Source organism: Mycoplasma sp. 480 (genome assembly GCF_051353065.1).
Lineage (GTDB): Bacteria > Bacillota_I > Bacilli_A > Mycoplasmatales > Metamycoplasmataceae > Mesomycoplasma_A.
Window position 1 is genome coordinate 17,004 of record NZ_CP195722.1, and the last position, 20,081, is coordinate 37,084.

Here is a 20,081-nt window from a genome sequence, read left to right on the forward strand (position 1 = left end):
AAAATAAAGTATAATATGTGCCGTCGGAGGAAAAATGAAAAATATTAATATTCAATTGCTTGAATATGTAGAAAGCAAAAAAAGAAAATTAGCAAAAGAAGCAAAATATTCTTCTATTTTAGATAATTTTATTAAATGAGCTTTAATAATTTTAAATTTAACTATTATTGCAATTGCGATAACAGTTATTGTTATAGAAGTAAATCGTTATAATTCTATCCCAGCAGAAACAAGAAAATCATTTTTTGATGAATTAGGTTTAACAATTGTACTTGCTTCCTTTATCGTTCTAACCTTTTTATTTAATTTATTTTTATCTATTTATAGAGAAGTAATGAAATTTAAAGATTATAAACAAGCAATGAGAAAAATAACATATATAACATATAAATTAAGAGAAGATGAAAATTATTCAAAAGAACAATTTGATAAAGAATTTAATCAAATTGAAAAAGATTTTTTAGCTAAAAAACAAGTTTCAAAAGGGCAATTAATCAAGAAATTTATTTTAGGAGGTGGAAAATAATGAATGTAAAATTATTTGATTCTACAAAAGAATTTATTGATTATATAACTTTAAAAACTAATATAAAAGCAAAAATTTATAAAATAATTTTTTGAGTAGCTGCTCTATTTTCATTATTATTTACTTTCTTTTCTGGTTTAATGGGAGTTGCAAAACTAGCTTCTTCTAGATTAGAAGAATTTAAAGGATTTGCCCTTTTATTCACTTCAGAAGTTGATGGAAAAATAGTAGATCAATGACCAATTTTCACATTGTGAATAGGAATTTCTTTAGCTATTTTAAATGGATTATTAGCTTTATTTGTTGTAAAGAAAAAATGAATAAGAAATCAAAAAGTTAATAATTTAATTTATTTAGAAAAAGTTCTTTTTGAAGCAAATGAAGGAAAATATGCAGAAGCAAAAAATAAAGATTTATTATTTTTTGATAGAGTTTCTGAAATACTTGGTAATAAATATTCACTTAACGAAGGAGAAGAATAATTATGGATTATTCAAATGAAATAAACAGAACTAAAAAAAGTATGAAAAGTTTAACTACTAAGTATTTAAGATCCAAATGAACTTTCTTAATTGTAAGTATTGCTTTAATTTTAATGAGTGCATTTAATGGATTGTTATCTGCTTATGCTATTGCTAAAAACCCAAATTTAACAGCAGTTTGATTATTTGTAACCATTTCAATCATAACTACAATAATGGCATTTTTAACAGCGGCAGCCACACTATTTGCTTTTTCTAAAAAAAGAGAAACAAATAAGCAAAAAGCTTTATATTTAGAACAAATTGAACAAGATTTAAAAAATGATTCATTAACAATTTCAAAAGATGAATTAGTTGTTGAACTGGCACAAATAGATATTGAAGAATAAAGAAAATAACACTTGAGAAAGTGTTATTTTTCTATTCATCTAAATCGTCTTCATCAACAAATTCATTATCTTCTTCTGTTTCTTTTTGCCTTTCAAATCCTTCTAAAGGATTTTTCTTATCATCTGTAAATAAGAAGGAAGAAATAATTATAGGATTTCTTCTTTTTTCTTTATAAAAGAAAGGAATTAAACGATCTTTTATTAACTGTCTTAATTCAGGAACTGTTCAATCTTCTTTATTTTTGATTGTAAATAAAACAGCTCCATGAACTAATCTCTTGATTTCTTCAACAAAATCGGTTGATGTTTTAACATAGAAGCAACCTCTAGAAACTACTCTTGGTTTTCCTACTATAATGTTTTTATTTCTATCTATTGCAATAGCAATATAAACAAAACCATTTTCACCTAAAGCAACTCTTTCTTTCATTAAAGAAACATTAACTTTGGAAACCACATCTCCATCAATAAAAATTGGTCCTGGATTAATAAATTCCTTTGTAGTTACGAGTTTTTTGTTTATTAAATGTAATACTTCACCTATTCTTGGAATTATTACATTATTAGGATTTACTCCGTTTTCAATGGCAGTTTGTCCATGAACTACTGACATCCTAAATTCTCCATGGTAAGGAACAAAGTATGTTGGTTTGGTTAATCTAAAGATTTTTTCGTGTTCTTCTTTATAAGCATGACCTGAAGTATGGAGATAACCATCAACCCCATTTTCTTTAATAATAGCACCTGTTTTATATAGTTTATTAACTAATAATTCAATTTTGATTCTGTTTCCAGGGATTGGAGAAGAAGAAAAAATGATCATATCCCCGTGTTTTAGGGTTATTTGAGGATGTTTTCCTTGTGACATTCTAGTTAAAGCTGCCATCTGTTCACCTTGTGAACCTGTGGTTAAAATAACAAGTTCGTTATCTTGGTATTTTGAAATGTTTTTCTTATCAATAAAAACATCATTAGGAGCATCAATATATCCCATTTTTCTTCCTATTTGTACTCCATTTACCATTGATCTTCCAAAAGTTACAACTTTTTTACCAAGTTTAGCAGCAAGTTCAATAATAACTTTAACTCTGGTTAAGTTAGAAGCAAAAGCAGTAATTATTATTTTCTTTTTAGCATCTAGCATATGAGCTTCTATATCTTTTAAGATATCTTTTTCACTTGGTGAGTGAAAAGGTCTCATTGCATTTGTAGAATCGGAAAGAAGCACACTTAAATCTTCTTTACCTATTTGTTCTAGTTTGCTAAAATCGGTTAGATTTCCAATGGGTGTATAGTCAAATCTAAAGTCTCCGGTACACATAATGGAACCATTTGGAGATTTAACTCTTATTCCAAAAGCATCAGGAATTGAATGTTGAGCAGTTCAAAAATCTACTTCTAGTGTATTGAAAGTATGAACAGCATCTCTTTCAATTTCTACATACTCTACTTTTTTTCTAATACCTCTATCTTCAAATTTAGCTTTTAAATATTGAATAGCAATTCTTGGTGCAAAAATTTTAGGAATATGAACTTCTTGTAGTAGATAAGTAACACCACCAATGTGATCTTCGTGTCCGTGAGTTATAAATAAACCTCTAATTTTGTGCTGATTTTCTTTTAAATAAGAGTAATCAGGAATTATTCCTTTAATTCCAGTAGCAAAGGTATCGGCAAATTTAATACCTGCATCAATTATTACTATGTCATTTTCGTGCTCTATTATAAGGGTAGATTTACCTATTTCTTGCATTCCACCTAATGCAAATAATTTTGTTGGTTTCATATGTCTCCTAATATATTAATTTAAGTTAAAATAAAAAAAGAAATTTAATTAATTGTTTAAATTTTACAATAAAAAAAATTTTTTATAATTAATTTTTAAATTTTGTAAATTTATACAAAAAATTAAAAAAAATCTTGACAAATTTACAATTTATGGTAATATATATACAAGCGACCATAGCAAAGGGGATCACCTGATACCATTCCGAACTCAGTAGTTAAGACCTTTTACGCCGAAGATACCAGAGATGGGAAAATAGGGAGTTGCTGCTTTTTTTTATTCCTTTTTTAATTTTATAAAAGTATTTATTGAATTTATTTGAATAAATTTATATTATTTTATGAATATATTAGATTATTATTATTATTATATAATTATTATGTAAATACAAAAATAAAGGACGGAAAAAATGAAGAAAAAATATTTCAATTTATTAATTATAAACACTATTTTTGTAGGTGAAATCTTATGCTAAAAAATAAATTATTATTTTCAGTTTCTTCACTAGTTAGCATTCCTATTTTTGCTACTTCAGTGGTTTCTTGTGCAACAACAGAAAAAGACAAAGAAAAAAATCAATATGAAAATTATAAAATTGAGTTTAATAATTTAGGTGATAAAGAAATTGTTAAATCTAATGAAACTTTTACCTTTTTAAGTAATTCAAGTGTTAGTTCAAATGAAACAAAACTTAAGGATTTTTATCTAATAAAAGATGAAAAAGATATAGATAATCTTAAACAAACTTTATTTTACTATGTTATAAATTATGAAAAAAATGATAATGTTAAAGAAATAGAACATATGAATAATTTGCTTAATTATCAAAAAGTAGCTTTTTATTTAAGCAAAATAAATTTAAAAGAAAATTTTTATGTATTAAATAACTTTGTTCATACAAAATCGTTAGATACTTTATTTAAATCACTATTTAAATCTAATGATTATAATTACAATGATTTAAATTCAAAACAAAAGGAATTTCCTTTATATTCAATTATTCAAAAAGAAAATAATGCTTTAAATTTTTATTCTACCAATCTAGAATTAAACGCTAAATTAAAAGAAAATAATGAAAGCGAACCAACAGATGAAACAGCAAATTATGTAGAACCATCTTTTAGTTACATTGCTTTTGAAGTTCCAAGAAAATTATTTAATCCAGAGCAATTGCAAACCTTAAAAATAAATAATACTTTTTTACGTTATAAAGTGGGACAATTTATTGGGACACATTTTACCAGTGATATCACTGGTAAAATTTTTTTACTTTGAAATTCAAGAATTTCAAATTTCATTGGGGTTTTTCAATTTAAAATTGATTGTGGTCTTTCTTCATTATATCAATTTATATAATTATTAATCATTTCTTTTAAATTATTAAAAGTTAAATTTTTAATTTTAATGTGTGATAAACATTCGCTCTTTATATTAGAAAAGAAATATTCAATTTCTCTATTATCTAATGAATTACCAACTCTTGACATTGAAATTATTCCATTATTTTTTTCAATAATTTCTACAAATTTATTAGAAGAATAAACGCTTCCATGATCAGTATGCATAATTCATTTTTCATTAAAACTTAAATCTTTATTATGTTCTATAACCAAATTTAAATCATTATTTCTTGATAAATTTCAAGAAACAATCTTTTTAGTTTTGTGATGAATTGTTGCTGAAAAATATACATGATTAGAATCAAATACATCTTTAGGAGAGATTATATAAGAAACATCTGTTGCAAAAATATTGTTGTTTTTTCCTTGAAAATCTCTATTAATTATGTTTTCAAATTTTACTGAAGTATTTTTATCTTCTCTTCTTTTGGATTTTTTTCTAACTATGCAAAATAAATTTAATTTATTCATAATTCTGCCCATTTTCCTGTAATTTATCTTTATTTTATGTTTTTTTTCGATAAAAACTTCAAGTCTTTTTCTTCCATACAAACAGTTATTTTCAGTAAAACCTTCATAAATCAATTTTTCTTCTTGATTCAATTCTTTTGCTTCAACATTTTTATTCTTGTTTCTGTAAAAAGTTGATTTAGAAATTTTCATAGTGAAGAGAAATTTTCTAAAATTTCTTGCTTCTTTTTTTTTTTTTTGCTCTTCTTCATGTTCTTTTACAACACGATTAAAAATCTCATCAAAAACTTCTTTAGGTAAAACATCTTGATAAATTTTTATGGATTTAATTAAAATTTCTCTTGGGATACTATCCCAAATTTTTTTCTCTTCTTCTGGTGTTAAGATTTTTCTTTTTCTTCCAACGCCTTTATTTTTCTTAGGTGATTTTTCTGTTTGAGATTCTAAATTCATACCTAAATTATAAAGTTTAACTTTTTCTTTAAAAAACATTTTTTTAAAATTAGTTGGTTCTGTTTTTCTAAAATGAAAATATTCGGTTCAAAATAAATCTAAATTTCTCATTTTCTCACAATTAGCTAAATATTTTTTAATTCAATATTTTCATTCTTCTGGTTTTAATTGTTTTGACATTTTTCTCCTTAAATAAAAACATAAATTTGGTGTCCCAAATTTATGTCCCTGTTTATTATAATGAATTTGTAAAATTTTTAAGCAAAAACACTAAACAAAAAATCAACTAATGTTGATTTTTATTTTTTTGCAATGTTAAGCGAATATTTTTCATTTCTTCAGATGAAATTTTTGGATCAGCATATTTTAGAACATCTATATTAGATAATAATCCTTCTCTTATTTCTTTCATTTGTCAATTATCGTAAATTGGTTTAGCATATAGAGAAACATCTAAATTTTGTTCTAAACCTAAACGAATTTGTCCCATTTGAAAACAATTAAAATTATTTGTTGCATATTTAGATACATCTATTTTTGATTCTAAACCAAGAAAAATCTGTTTTAGTTGCGATGCACAATAATGGTGGCAATTAAAATTATTAGTTTCAATGAAAGACTTATGATTATTAATTATAGAACTTTTGTGTTGTTCAAAATAATCAATTTCTTCCATTAATTCTTTATATTCGCTATTTGTACCTAAATAAATATTTTTGATTTCTAATAAAGTTTGTTTTAATGTGTTTCTGTTGTTTAAGATATCTAAAACCAATTTTTCCTTTTCTAAAATTGACTCTTCACTGTTATTTGAATTTTTAAAGTGATTAAAATCTCTAGTTAAAAAATCTTTATGGCAATAAAGTGTTTTAGAATAAATTTGGTCATTTTTTATAGAAATTTCACTTAAAGAAACATATGGTGGATTTTGTTTGAGATTATCTCAAAGCATAAAATAAATGTTTTTAATATCATCTAAATCTAGAAATTTGGTATCTAAATAAAGTAAATTATTTTTATCAAAAACTTTAAATAAATCTTTTTCAAAAATTTTATAAATTTGAGCAGTATCTATAAAACTATCGTGATTTAATAATCCATTATTTGCCTTTTTAATTAGATATTCACCATTAAGTTCGTGTCTGAAATTTTTATGTTTTATAGAACTGCGACATTTTAAGTAATAATATATTTCTTCCCATTCGTTATAAAAAATAATGACTGGATGTTTGTGAAAATCATCTTCTAATCTATCAAATGTTATTGATTCTTCCGGAAAAAACGGTTTCATTGTGTCAATGTGATTTTTATCTTTTTTCATTTTAATTCCTTATATTTTAATTATAGTGCTATTAATAGTAAAAAGTGAAAAAAAGAAATATTAAAACAGGAACTAAATAATTATGTTCCTGTTTTTCTCACATACAGATTGTGCTTATTTTCCAATTCAAATATAAATACTAGGAGCATTTAGTTGTATCTAATAATTTTAAATATATAAAAGAATACTATAATTAGCTAATTTTGCCACTTAACTAATTAAATCTAATTTCTATCTAATTTAATTATTAGATACCAATTAGATTTTACAAAAAAAAAAAAAAAAGCAAGTTTTTGACAAAAAAACACAGGAGAATTCCTGTGTTGAAATTATTATTTGTTGTAGAACTCAACAATTAAAGCATCATTGATTTCTTGACTTAATTCTCTTCTTTCTGGTAATCTTTTTAAAGTAGCTTTAAAATCTTTATATTCAATTCATTCTGCTTTTTGTTTTAATTCAAGTGCTGCAGTAATTTGAACGTTTTTTCTTGATTTTTCTTTTAGTTCAACTACATCATTAATTGAAACTTGCATTGAAGGAATATCTGCTTTTTTTCCATTTAAAGTAAAGTGACCATGATTTACTAATTGTCTTGCTTGTCTTCTTGTTGTAGCAAATCCTGCTCTGTAAACAATATTATCTAACCTTGTTTCTAACATTTGTAAGAAGTTTGTTCCAGCAACACCTTTACGTTTTGAAGATTTAAAGAAAGTGTTTTTGAATTGTCTTTCATTTAAACCATACATAAAACGAACCTTTTGTTTTTCGTGTAAGTGTAATCCATAATCAGATAATTTAACTTTCTTTTGTCCGTGTTGTCCAGGAGCGTAAGTTCTTTTTTTACCTTTTGCAAATTCTTTACCAGTTTCTAAAATTGAAAATCCTAATCTTCTTGATTTTTTGAAAATTGGACCAGTATATCTTGACATTTTTCCTCTTTCTGCAAAAAACGTTAAGAAATAATTCCATATTATTTTTTTAAATTTAATGGTTTCGACATCCAGCAAAGTTTACTTCCAAATTTAAAACAAATTTAAAAAATATTAATATATATTATTTAGCTGTGTTTATTGCTTTAATATTTTACATCATTTTTGTATAATTTAATAGCAAATGAAATATTTTTTATTTTTTTTATTAGGATTTTTAGTTTTATTATTAATAACTGGATTAACTATCCTTATTTTTGTTTTGCAAAAAAGAAGAAAAGAAAAAGAAATAAATAAAAAAGAACAAGTTAAGAAAAACGAAAGAAACAATTCTATAAAAAATGAAATTGATATTTTAATAAATCAAATAAAAATTTATTTTAAGCATGAACATTTAAAAAACGAAGAAGAAAAACAAAAAGAAGTTGAATTAAAAGAAATAATTAAAAAACATAAAGATAAAAACGAAGAAGAAACTAAATTTTTAAGCAGAATTGAAAAAGCAAATATTATAAATCATTCTTATGCAGCAATAGAGTTAAAACTTAACAGTTATTTTACAGACAGAGTTCAAATATTAGAAGAACTAAAAGAAAAATATAACTATATTTTTGAGAATAATAAGTTTTTTTTAGGATACTATAATAAAATGACTCAAGATCTTCATAAAGCTAATACATTTGTTAAAAACAATGAAGACAAAATAAAATATATTCATGCAAAAATTGATAAACTAATTAAAAAAATATCAAACAACAATGTTTTTATTTCTCAAAATTATTATTTAAACTATAAAAAAGAAGAAAATATCAAAAAACTAATTGAAAATAAAGAAAATATAATTCATTTATTTAAAATTTTAAATTATGTAGTTAAATTTACTAACGAAATAGACAACAATTTGACAAATATTTTTGAATCATTAAAAAATTTTTATTTTGAAAACAAAGAAGAATTTCAATTGGAAAGAGTTTTTTCTTTTGAAGAATACAAAAAGCAAGTAGAAATTCTTTTTAATAATGTCAAGAAAGCACACAAAGAAATTGATATTGAAAAAGTTAATTTTAATTTAAAATCAATTTATAAACTAACATTAGAAAACAAAGAAAAAATAGAAAAAGAAAAAAGATCTAAAGAAATAGTAATAGAAAACATTTTGATTATAAAAAATAGAATAGTAAGCAAAAAAAATGAATTACTTCTTTTCATAGAAAATAAAGAAAATACAGCATTTATAGAAGCAAAACAAGAATTAGAAAATATAAATTTATTATTAGAAAATATTTTATTAAACAAGGAAACTTATCTTGAACAAATAGAAAAAATAAAAAGTATTTTTGAAAAATTCATAATTATAGATTTTAAGTTAATCGCTTTAAAAAATATTTATTTTTTTGAATTAAAAGAAAAGAATTTATTAAACAATTTTTCTTTACAAAAAGAAATAATTACTGATTTTTTGGTAAATAAACATAAAGAAAATATAAATGAAAATTTCAAAAAAGAAATATTGAATTTGTTTCTATTGATAGAAAATGAAGAAAAAAATGACCAAAAAATAATTTATATTAAAAAGTTAAATGATTTATTGACAAATAATATAGAAATATTTACTGATTTTTTATACAAAGAAATATTAAATTTTTTATATAAAAATATGAATGTTTTTAGGAGTTCTAAAAACAAACTGGATGCCAGTTTTAAAATAGCAGAAGAAATGCATAGACAAGGAAACTATCCACAAGCATTAGAAAATATAGTAAAATTTTTAGAAAAGGAAATAATATAATATGTATGATTTAATTTTAATAAGATATGGTGAATTAGTTTTAAAAGGTGGTAATAGAAAACAATTTATAAACACTTTGAAGCAAAACATAATAAAAATTACAGGGGAAATTCCAGAAGTAAGTTTTGATAGAATGTATTTACCTTATAGCGAAAAAACTTTAGCAAATTTATCTAAAGTTTTTGGTATTTCTTCTTTTTCTCCTGTAAAAAGAGTAGAAACTAATATAGAAAGCATAAAAGAAGAAGTTTTAAGACAATTTGATGATAATCTTTTAAAATTTAGATTAAATTGTCATAGAAACTGAAAAAAATTCCCTTTAAATTCACAAGAAATTATAAAAGAAGTTGCTACCGAATTATTTGCAAAAAAACAGGAAATAAAGGTAGATTTGGAAAATTTTGATCAACAAATCAATATTGAAGTTAGAGAAAAATATTCTTATGTTTTTTCTAAATTTTATAAAGGATTAGATGGTTTACCTGTTGGTATTTCTGGTAAAGTTTTACATTTAATTTCTGGAGGAATTGATTCTCCAGTTGCAGCTTTTGAAATGATGAAAAGAGGTGTGCATATTGATTTCTTGTCTTTTATAACACCACCACACACTGATGAAAAAACAGTTCAAAAAGTAGATAAAATTATTCAATTGTTATCTAATTATCAAGGTGGTTCTAAATTATTTCAAATAAACTATACAGATTTAATGAATTACATCGGTTTAGTTTCTGACCAGTCTTATAAAATAAATCTAATGCGTAGAAGTTTTTATAGAATAGCAGATATTTTAGCTAAAAAATTTGGTTACATAGCTATATCTAATGGAGAAAATTTAGGGCAAGTTGCATCTCAAACTATGGAATCAATGGATGTTATTGGTAGTCAAACAAGTTTACAAATATATAGACCATTATTAACTTTTAACAAAAATGATACTATTAAATTAGCTAACAAAATAGGTACTTATGAAATTTCTATTGAAAAAGCAAATGAAGCTTGTGAATTATTTGCTCCTAAAAAACCAGTTATAAAACCAACTTCAGAATTTGCACAAAAATATGAAGAAGAGTTATCTGAAATTAAAAAAATGGAAATAAGTGCAATTGAAAAAGAAATGATTTTGAAAAGATTTAAAACACAAAAATAAATTTTTTCAAAATTGTTTTTTTTATATAATAATAATATTATGTATAATCACAAAGAAATAGAAAAAAAATGACAAAAACACTGAGAAATTAATAATTCATTTAAAACAACAGAAAATAAAGAAAAAAAATTTTATGTTCTTGATATGTTTCCATATCCATCCGCTTCAGGTTTGCATGTTGGACATCCAGAAGGTTACACAGCAACAGATATAATAGCAAGATATAAAAGACTAAATAATTTTGATGTTCTTCATCCAATGGGATGAGATGCTTTTGGTTTACCAGCAGAGCAATATGCACTAAAAACAGGAAATCACCCTGCTTCTTTTACACAAAGTAATATTCAATCTTTTAAAAAACAGTTAAAAAGTTTAGGTTTTTCATATGACTGATCTAAAGAGGTGGATACTACTGATCCTAAATTTTACAAATGAACACAATGAATATTTAAAAAATTATATGAACATAATTTAGCAGAAATAAAAGAAGTTGATGTTAATTGGTGTGAAGAATTAGGGACCGTTCTTGCTAATGAAGAAGTGATAACTGATAACGAAGGAAATAAAGTTAGTGAAAGAGGTGGTTTTCCAGTTATTAGAAAACCAATGAAACAATGAGTTTTAAAAATTACTAATTATGCAGATAAATTGTTAGAAGGATTAAATGACTTAGAATTTTCGGATTCATTAAAAGAATTACAAAAAAATTGAATAGGAAAATCTGAAGGTCATACAATTAAGTTTCATATCGAAAATAATAGTGAAATTATAGAAGTGTTTACAACAAGAATTGATACATTATTTGGCGTTACTTTTATTGCTATTTCTCCAGAAAACAAATTAGTAGATGTGATTATTAATAATCCAAAAATAAAAGAATTTATTGACTTTACTAAAACTTTAAGTGAAAGAGATAGAGTTTCCAATAATAAAGAAAAACACGGTATTTTTACAGGTTTATATGCTATCCATCCTTTAAATAATAAGAAAATTCCAATTTGAATTGCTGACTACGTTTTAAATTCTTATGGAACGGGTGCTGTTATGGGAGTTCCTGGAGAAGACGAAAGAGACTATGATTTTGCTAAAAAATATGATTTAGAGATAATTAAAGTTGTGCAAGATAATAAATTAATTAATTCGGAAGAGTTTAATGGTTTAGAAATTTTAAAAGCAAAAGAAGAAATTTATAAATTATTAAATGAAAAGGGAATTTCTGAAAAAGAAATAAGTTACAAACTAAGAGATTGAATTTTTTCAAGACAAAGATATTGAGGTGAACCATTCCCGGTTTATTTTGATGAAGAAGATAATATTTACATAGATGAAGGAATTGTAGAATTACCATATATGCAAAATATTAAACCTTCTAAAACAGGAGAGTCTCCTTTAGCAAATAACAAAGAGTGATTATACTTTGAAAAAAATGGCAAAAAATACAGAAGAGAAACTAATACAATGCCACAGTGAGCTGGTAGTTCTTGATACTTTTTAGCTTTTATTCTTAAAAATGAAGATGGATCATATTTAAATATAGATAGTCCAGAAGCATATAAAAGATTTAAAAAATGACTTCCTGTAGATTTATACATTGGTGGTCAAGAACATGCTGTAGGACATTTAATTTATTCTAGATTTTGACACAAATTCCTTTATGATATAGGGATTTTACCTAATGATGAACCTTTCTTTAAGGTTGTAAATCAAGGAATGATTTTAGGTACAGATGGGCAAAAAATGTCTAAAAGTAGAGGAAATGTTATAAACCCAGATGATATCGTAAACGAATATGGTGCAGATACTTTAAGAGTTTATGAAATGTTTATGGGACCATTAACTGATACAAAAGAATGAAGTACAGATGCAATCCAAGGTATAAGAAGATGATTAGATAGAGTTGAAGTTATTTTAGATAAATTCGCAAATAATGATTTAATTGATGCAAATTTTGATGATTCAGAGATGATTTCTTTATGACAGGAAACTATTAAAGAAGTTACAATCGCAATTGAAAATTTAAAATTCAATATTGCTATTAGTAAACTTATGGTTTTCATAAATGGTTTATATAAAATTGAAAAAATTTCCAACAAACAAATGTTAATTGATTTTTGTATAATGCTTTCTGTTTTAGCACCACATCTTTCAGAAGAATTGTTAAGCAGATTACAAGCAAATGAAATAAGCAAGCAATCATGACCAATTTTGCAAGAGAATTTAATTTTAAATAAGAAAATTAAATTACCGATTCAAATTAATGGAAAAGTTAGAGCAGTAATAGAAAAAGAAGAAACCGATACAGAAGATTCTCTTTTTACTAAAGCTTTAAGCGAACCTAATGTAATAAAAAATATTGATAATAAAGAAATTAAAAAGAAAATCTACATAAAAGATAAAATAATAATTTTTAATGTATAGTATTTTTATAAAAAAACACAGACATAAAGTTAATTAGTCTGTGTTTTAATAATTTCTTCAATTCTCTTGTTTATTTCATAAGGTTTTTCAAAGAATAAAGCATGGCCACAATTTTTTAATCCTATAAAATTTTTATTATAATCACTAGCTATTTTAGCAACAGAAAGAAAAGGAACAAACATATCTTTGGTTCCTACTATGAATTCATAATCTTTATTAACAGAGTAAAGATTTTTAATATCTTTTTGTAAATAAGAAGGATTAATAATTTGTTTTCTTACTAAATTATTGAAAACAGCGAATTTATTTTTAGTCACAGTTAAAAAGACATTTGCTATTTTTTCTAAATTCTTTTTGTAGTTATTTTTATTTTCATAAACTAAGTTATTTGAACTTTCGTATGCTTCTTCATAGTTTTTTGGCAAAAGTCATTTATTAAGTCTTTCTTTTGATTGTTTCAAAGTTTCTTTAGCAATAGTACCTAAAATATTATAATTTATTGGAGCAGCAAGTAATGCTTTAGGAATTAAATTATTATTTAATAAGTGCAGAGCACTTGCTCCACCAAGAGAGTGACCAATTACTAAATTAAAGGAAATTCCCGTTTGTTTAACAAATTCCGCTGCAATTTCTTGATAATATTCAATGGTTATAGTTTCATTATTAGAACTCAATCCACAACCAGGAAAATCAAAAGCAACAACATCATAATTTCTATCTGTTATTTTGTAAACTTGTTGTGCAAAACTATGTGATGAATTAAAGCCATGAAGAAAAAGAACCTTTGGTTTTCCACTATTTTCTTCTATATAAAATATTTTTTCATTTTTTATTAGTATTTCTTTTTTTTGCATATAACTCCTATATCTTATTAAATTATTTTATCACATTTTATGTTTCGGATTTTAATAGATTTTATTTTTAAAATATATTATAATAAGGACAGATAATACAAGAAAATAATACTTATTGGTTTTCTAGAAAGGAAAAAAAGTGAAATTTAAAATAGTAAATAATCTATTATTAAGTTCTAGTGTTTGAATACCTGTGTTTTCAATTGTTTCTTGTCAAACTATTGAAAATAAACAAATCAATGAATTTAATAATGAAAATGAATTAGAAGAAAATGTATTTTTACTAAATTCTAACAAGATATGAAGTCCTTCAGACTTTGAAAAAAGAGAGAATGCATTTGAAATAAAAGATGGAGATTCCTTCAAAAAAGAATTACTATCTCAAATAAAAATTGAACAAGTAAAAAACAAAATAAATACAGAGTGAAATGATTTTATCAAAACATATTCAAAAATATTTAATTCAGAAACATTTAAAAAATATCATGTTGTTTACTACTCTAACTACTCTTCAGGTGAATCATTAGACACAATTAAAGTAACTTCTGAAAATCTTGATATTAATTTTATAACTTACAATATCAATACAAAAGCCGTTTATCCAAGACAATATATTATTTTTATAGAAAAAACTAAAATTCCTGTTATTAAAACTATTAATATTAATGAAATAAGAACAAGAAATAAATATTTAACTTACAAAAATAAATTACCATCAAAGCAACAAATAATTTATTTTAAATAAATAAAGCAAAAAAATTACTGCATAAAAAAATGCAGTTTTTTCTTTTTTTGTGTTATTTTTGCCTTTTTTACAAAAAAAAAAAAAAATAAATCTATAATTCTATATAAGAAAATAATATCAAAATAAATTGTGAGGAGTAAATATGAAAAAAAGATTTCCAACAATAATATTAGGAGCAACTCCTATAATGTTTTTAGCATCATGCTCTAATGAGTATAAATCCACAGAAGATTTTAAAATTGAAGCATTAAACTTGCCAGAATTTAAAAATTTAAAAGAAAAAATTAATAAGAATTTTAGCAACAATAAAAATTTGTTTTCTGATAAAAACTTTATAGATTCTTTATCTAAAAGTTTAAATTTATATGCCGATTTAAAACCCTCTTTAGAAAAAGAAGAAATAAAAAATGATATTTTTGTAATCAAAGGCTTAAAGAATTTAAAAATTTTTTTAAATTCAGAAAACTTTGACTTTTCAGAGTTAATAACAAATTTAAATAACTATATAACTATATTAAAAAAATATATAGATTCTGCAAAAAAAATGCATAAAAATAATGTAGAAAACCTACAAAAAGAGATAAGTAATATTTTTTTGAATAATATTAATTCTGCTTTTGCAAACATTAAAGAAATTATTTTAAATAAAACAGAAACAAACTATAAAACATTTTCTTCTTCTGTTTTTAAAAGTGAATTATTAAACAACTTAAAGTCATTTAACAAAAACAAAGATAAAGAAAAAGAATTGAGTAAATATACATACGAAAAAGATTCTGATATTATTGACATAAATAATCAATTATTAAAATTTTTAAATAAAGAAAATTATTCTTTTGAAAACTTTAATAATGAATTCTCTACTTTAAATAATCAACTTAAACAAGTGTTAGAAAAAAAAGAAAAAATCTTCGTGTTTGATTTAGAAGATTTCAAAAATTTAATTGAGCAATTATCAAAAAATCAAGAATTTGATGTTAATTTAATTACTTTTGTAAAAAACCATATAGAAAATGTTTTTAATACTATAGAAAATGAAAATGGTTTCTTGAGTCAAATTCAACAAATAAACGGAAAAATAAAGGAAATTAGCCAAATAAAAGAAATTTATAATGATCAATTAAGCACTGAAATTAAAGAAAAAATTAATAATTTTGAAAGCATTAAAAATAATAATTTTTCTACTTTAAATTCATTAACCAATATAGAAAATACGGTTATAAATTTAATAGAAGACATAACTAATCATATAATTTCTAACAATAATCGTTCAAATGAGTTATCTTCACAAATTAATAACTTAATTGAAAAAATAAATAGCAATCAACATTTAAGTCAACAACAAAAAACCGATTTAATTTCTGGAGTAAATAAAGTTATAACAGAAGATCAACTTTCTTCTTTTGAAAAAGAACTTAAGTCAAAAAATAGTGAATTTTTAAATGAAATTAAATCTTTTTTAGATATTGTGAATGAGAATTCATCAATTAGTCAAAGTTTTAAAAATTATTTAAAAGTAGAGACATATACAAAAGAAAATTTAGAAGATTTTAATTCTTTTAAAAATGAAATAAATAGTTTTTTTGAACTGCTAAACAAAGTTAAAGAAGAGTTTTTAAAAACTAATTTAGCAATTGATGAAAATAAAATAAATGCATATGCTGTTCTTCCTTTCTTTTTAAAACAAGAAGCATTGGATTTTAGCAAGATTTATGATAATGAAAAATATAAACTTTTAGATTTTGACATAAAAGATTTACCTGCCATTAAGACAAAAATTAATGATTTTTATAGTAAGTTAAAAGAATTTAATGAACAAAATATTACAACAACTACAAATGATGAAACATCGCTTAAGTCTTCTTTATTGTCAGAAGTTCAAAAACACAACACCGTTTCCCTTTCTAAAGATCCAAATGGTTATGATGTAGAACGTTATTTACATTCTGCTTCTATAAATTTAAATAATTATAAAGTATTTATAAATGAAGGAGATGATGAAACTTTTGATTTTGATGTAGTTAATTTGGAGTTAAAAGAAGACAATAAAAACATTTTAGTATTAACACTAGATGTATTTTTGAAAAGTAATAGAAAACTAAAATCCACTATTAAAAAGGAAATTCCTTTTCAAAAGGATGTAATGCCTTTTATAAATAAAGTAGTTTTAAATAATTTAGATCAATTTTATGAAGTCGATTATGAAGCATTATCTAAACTATCTTATAGTGAATTTAATTTAATAGAAAATAAGAAAATTTTCTTCAAACCAAGAACAAAAGGGATAGAAAACTTTTTTAGTTTTGACATCACTTCTTTTGAAACATATAAAGAAAATCGTTTATATTTCCAATTTAATGTTCTATTTAACAAACAAATAATTAAGTCTAAAATTCTACCAACATTAAATCCTGTAGATTTTTTAAACACAGATGCAACTCAAAGTGAAAAAGATGCTAAAGATTTTGCTCAAATTGAAAATATACTAAAAGGAACTAAAGAGCATTTCTGAAGTTTACTAAAATTTAAACCAGGAATATTTTATACACACTCTGAGTTTTTAGCAGCAGATGCTAAAAAAGCAATGGAAGAAATTTATGACCTACCTAAATTTGGTAAATATCAAATTTTTGTTAAAGATGTTAATAATATTGATAACTATAATGGATCAGCAGATTTAATTCTTTGATATAAAATAAATGGAGAAGAAGCACCAATACAAGCATTAGGTGATTTATATAATCACCCAATTAAAATGATAAATTTTAGGTTATTTGATTTAGAAGATATAAAACCTAAAACAGGAAATAATTTAACTGAGGCAGACTTTGATGGTTTTGACCAAATTGATCAAAATGATTTAAATATTTTAAGACAATTAAATGAATCCAATATTCAACAAGTAAGAGTTAATGGGCAAATTCAAGATAATGGTAACCCTTCAAATTATTTTAGTATTATAAATGCTAAAGATTTTGTGCAGCAACAACAGTTTTATAAAGCAAGTTATCTCTTTCAAATTACAAACGGAACAAACAATAAAACAGATAACAAAGATAATTTAGCTTATATTCCTTTTGGAACAGGAAACTATTCAAAGGATGTACAACCGTTTTCTATTAGTAGTGGTGATGTAAGTAGAATTAAAAATAAATATTTCATTTACTATTATGATTTTGAACTTGTTGGTAAAAGAGGATTAAATTTCAAAATTGGTTTTATTGAAAAAGAACATCAAAATAAAAGATTTTCTACTAAACAAAAATTTTCTATGGTTAATTTTGTAAATGATTATCAACAACTTCACTATCCTGAAATTATGCTGAACAATTTAACTTTAGATGATTTGCAAATTGATAAAGAAAGACTGGCAACTAATACAGTTGGTTATTTTAATAGTCACAAAAACGAACTTAGACAAATAATTACTATAAAAAATCAAGATGGTTTTATTTCGTATAAAAACTATGATTTAGCTGTTAGTGAAATAAAAATAAACGAAATTCAACAAATTGATGAAACATCAGCTTATATAAGATTTTCTTTAGTAAAATTTGGAGTAGAAGACCCAGAATATGTAAGACCTTGAAATAAAAATGCAAATAGTTGATACAAAATCACTGGTTTTAAACCATCTTCAATAACAAATAAACGAACAGCTCCTTCATATGATGAAAGAAGAGATACAAATTCGTTAAGAACCATTTATAATTCTGAAAATGAAATCCATAGAGAAAGAACATTAGAATTATATTGAAAAGATGCACTATGATCTGTAGATAAAGAAGCAAACATTCTTTCTTGAACTCTACAACACAAGATTTTAGACCCTCTTTTTAAAAACTCATATACATCTAACAGAAAACTAAATCTAAGTTTTAATGGTGGAGCAATAAATCACGGAGATACAGAAATTACAATTTCCCCAAATCCTGCTTTCGATATAGAATTAGATTATGATGAAATTAAAGATCAAAAAATAATTAATATAGAAAAAATAGTAACAAAAAATAATACTGATTTTACTTTTAAAATCCAAGCAAGATGAATGGAAAATGAAGATATTGAATTTAGTGTATGACCTAAAAATCCTGAAATCAAAATAGTTATTGATCCAAGAGAAGAAGCAAAATCAGTAGTTCATGAGTTAAGTAATTATAACTTTTTATTTGCTGCTGGAGCCGCTACTTTAAAAGTTAAATATGATTCAACTAAACAAACTGAAGATTTTGGTTGAGAAACTAATCTCTTTGATTATTCTAAAGTGGAACCTAACACCTTTAGTCAACCAACCATTTTCTTTAATAAACCGGAATATCTTTTTGATCATAGCATTTATAATCCTAATTCTAATGTTGCTTTTAAATTCCATGAAGGTTATAAAATGAGACTAGAACCTTTAAGACTTAGAGAATATGGAAAATATAGTCAATCTGTTAGAAATGTAATAGGAAGAGCAATTGCCTATAGTCCAGGTGGAGCAATTGCCACCGCTTCTATGATAGGGAAAGTAAATGATGATCCAAATGATGGTAGATTTTATGTAATGACTAATCACCATGCTGAATCTTCTAGTATACACGATTTTTCCCTTATATCTGGCGATAATTTATTCTTTAAATCAAGTGATAAAACAATATCAGCACCTTTTTTACAAGCAAGAACTTATGCTTCAAGAGGTAGATATGGTTGAACAGATTATACAAGTACATCGGGAAATGAATCAACCACTATTTGAATAGGGATTCAACAATACAATTTAAATGGAGATCCTTTAAAAAATACAGGAAAAACTCCAGAAAGACTGGATTCATCAATAATAATTATTGATATTAATCCAGGAATTGCAAAAGCAAGAGAAGAAGGGAAATTTGATTTAGCACTTTATTTAGAAAACTGATTTAAATTAAGTAATTCAAATATTGATTATACTTGAAGATATAATGATATGAATTCACCAACAGTAAAAGACATTGTTTCTATTGGTTATCCACGCGGAAATCAAACTGCCATTCTTGATCATAGACCAATAAGCAATTATTGAAGTGGTTGAAAATGAGGGTTTATAATAGCAAATGAAACTAATTATGCACCTTTTTATTCTGGGGCGGGAGCTTCAGGAACAGGGAGATTCATAGACGATAATTCATTAGCATCATTATGAAATTCGGGAGTTGGTTTTCAATATTCTATAAGTTGAAACTATGATGGGCAAGATTATAACTATTTTGGTGTTAACTGAAAAGGAGAGCACCCTTTTGAACTTAAAAATAAACACTCTTTTGCTTCACAAATAATAAGGGCAAATGCAGTAAATCCAAATAAATACGACTTACCATGATTTATGAAAGAAATAAAGGAGAAATAG

At 23.9% G+C, this 20,081-nt stretch carries 13 protein-coding genes and 1 rRNA gene; 9 read left to right on the forward strand and 5 right to left on the reverse strand.

The genetic code is table 4. The annotated features are described in order from the left end of the window. Positions 1-34 precede the first annotated feature (34 nt). Genes ACR34G_RS00095 through ACR34G_RS00105 form a run of 3 tightly spaced genes read left to right on the forward strand, consistent with a single transcriptional unit; the run spans position 35 to position 1,397 of the window. The gene (locus ACR34G_RS00095; protein WP_436358754.1) at positions 35-526 is read left to right on the forward strand and encodes a hypothetical protein; all 492 of its coding nucleotides are present in this window, start codon (positions 35-37) and stop codon (positions 524-526) included. After that, complete coding sequence (locus tag ACR34G_RS00100; RefSeq protein WP_436358755.1) at positions 526-1,008, forward strand: DUF4231 domain-containing protein; 483 nt, start codon at positions 526-528, stop codon at positions 1,006-1,008. The genes ACR34G_RS00095 and ACR34G_RS00100 overlap by 1 nt, the downstream gene beginning before the upstream one ends. A gap of 2 nt (positions 1,009-1,010) precedes the next feature. Beyond that, a complete protein-coding gene (locus ACR34G_RS00105) occupies positions 1,011-1,397 on the forward strand; it encodes a hypothetical protein (RefSeq protein WP_436358756.1) in 387 nt (128 codons plus the stop codon). A 31-nt stretch (positions 1,398-1,428) separates the two neighbouring features. Here the strand turns inward: ACR34G_RS00105 and ACR34G_RS00110 are convergent, their stop codons facing one another. Next, positions 1,429-3,183, reverse strand: a complete 1,755-nt coding sequence (locus tag ACR34G_RS00110; protein WP_436358757.1) for a ribonuclease J — start codon at positions 3,181-3,183, stop codon at positions 1,429-1,431. Positions 3,184-3,349: 166 nt separating this feature from the next. Here ACR34G_RS00110 and rrf point away from each other — a divergent pair. After that, a 5S ribosomal RNA gene (rrf, locus tag ACR34G_RS00115) occupies positions 3,350-3,455 on the forward strand. 933 nt (positions 3,456-4,388) lie between these two features. On the opposite strand, the gene ACR34G_RS00120 is transcribed toward rrf, so the two are convergent. The 3 genes from ACR34G_RS00120 to rpsD form a co-directional block, all read right to left on the reverse strand. Then, a complete protein-coding gene (locus ACR34G_RS00120; RefSeq protein WP_436358758.1) occupies positions 4,389-5,687 on the reverse strand; it encodes an IS3 family transposase in 1,299 nt (432 codons plus the stop codon). A 106-nt stretch (positions 5,688-5,793) separates the two neighbouring features. Beyond that, positions 5,794-6,828, reverse strand: coding sequence for an Mbov_0400 family ICE element protein (locus ACR34G_RS00125; protein ID WP_436358759.1), 1,035 nt, complete (start codon positions 6,826-6,828; stop codon positions 5,794-5,796). 332 nt (positions 6,829-7,160) lie between these two features. Continuing rightward, on the reverse strand, positions 7,161-7,760 hold the full coding sequence (rpsD, locus tag ACR34G_RS00130) for a 30S ribosomal protein S4 (RefSeq protein ID WP_436358760.1): 600 nt from the start codon (positions 7,758-7,760) through the stop codon (positions 7,161-7,163). 184 nt (positions 7,761-7,944) lie between these two features. Between rpsD and ACR34G_RS00135 the strand changes: the two genes are divergently transcribed. The 3 genes from ACR34G_RS00135 to leuS are packed head-to-tail and all read left to right on the forward strand — an operon-like array spanning position 7,945 to position 13,114. Beyond that, positions 7,945-9,549: a hypothetical protein gene (locus tag ACR34G_RS00135; protein WP_436358761.1), complete on the forward strand. Its 1,605-nt coding sequence runs from the start codon at positions 7,945-7,947 to the stop codon at positions 9,547-9,549. 1 nt (position 9,550) lies between these two features. After that, on the forward strand, positions 9,551-10,696 hold the full coding sequence (thiI, locus tag ACR34G_RS00140) for a tRNA uracil 4-sulfurtransferase ThiI (RefSeq protein WP_436358762.1): 1,146 nt from the start codon (positions 9,551-9,553) through the stop codon (positions 10,694-10,696). A gap of 39 nt (positions 10,697-10,735) precedes the next feature. Next, positions 10,736-13,114, forward strand: a complete 2,379-nt coding sequence (gene leuS, locus ACR34G_RS00145; protein WP_436358763.1) for a leucine--tRNA ligase — start codon at positions 10,736-10,738, stop codon at positions 13,112-13,114. Positions 13,115-13,143: 29 nt separating this feature from the next. Here the strand turns inward: leuS and ACR34G_RS00150 are convergent, their stop codons facing one another. Continuing rightward, positions 13,144-13,968 (reverse strand): alpha/beta fold hydrolase, encoded by an 825-nt coding sequence (locus ACR34G_RS00150; protein WP_436358764.1) that lies wholly within the window; start codon positions 13,966-13,968, stop codon positions 13,144-13,146. 139 nt (positions 13,969-14,107) lie between these two features. Here ACR34G_RS00150 and ACR34G_RS00155 point away from each other — a divergent pair, with 139 nt between their 5' ends. Next, positions 14,108-14,713, forward strand: a complete 606-nt coding sequence (locus ACR34G_RS00155; protein WP_436358765.1) for a hypothetical protein — start codon at positions 14,108-14,110, stop codon at positions 14,711-14,713. Between the two features lie 142 nt (positions 14,714-14,855). Beyond that, positions 14,856-20,081 (forward strand): MGA_1079 family surface serine endopeptidase, encoded by a 5,226-nt coding sequence (locus tag ACR34G_RS00160; RefSeq protein WP_436358766.1) that lies wholly within the window; start codon positions 14,856-14,858, stop codon positions 20,079-20,081.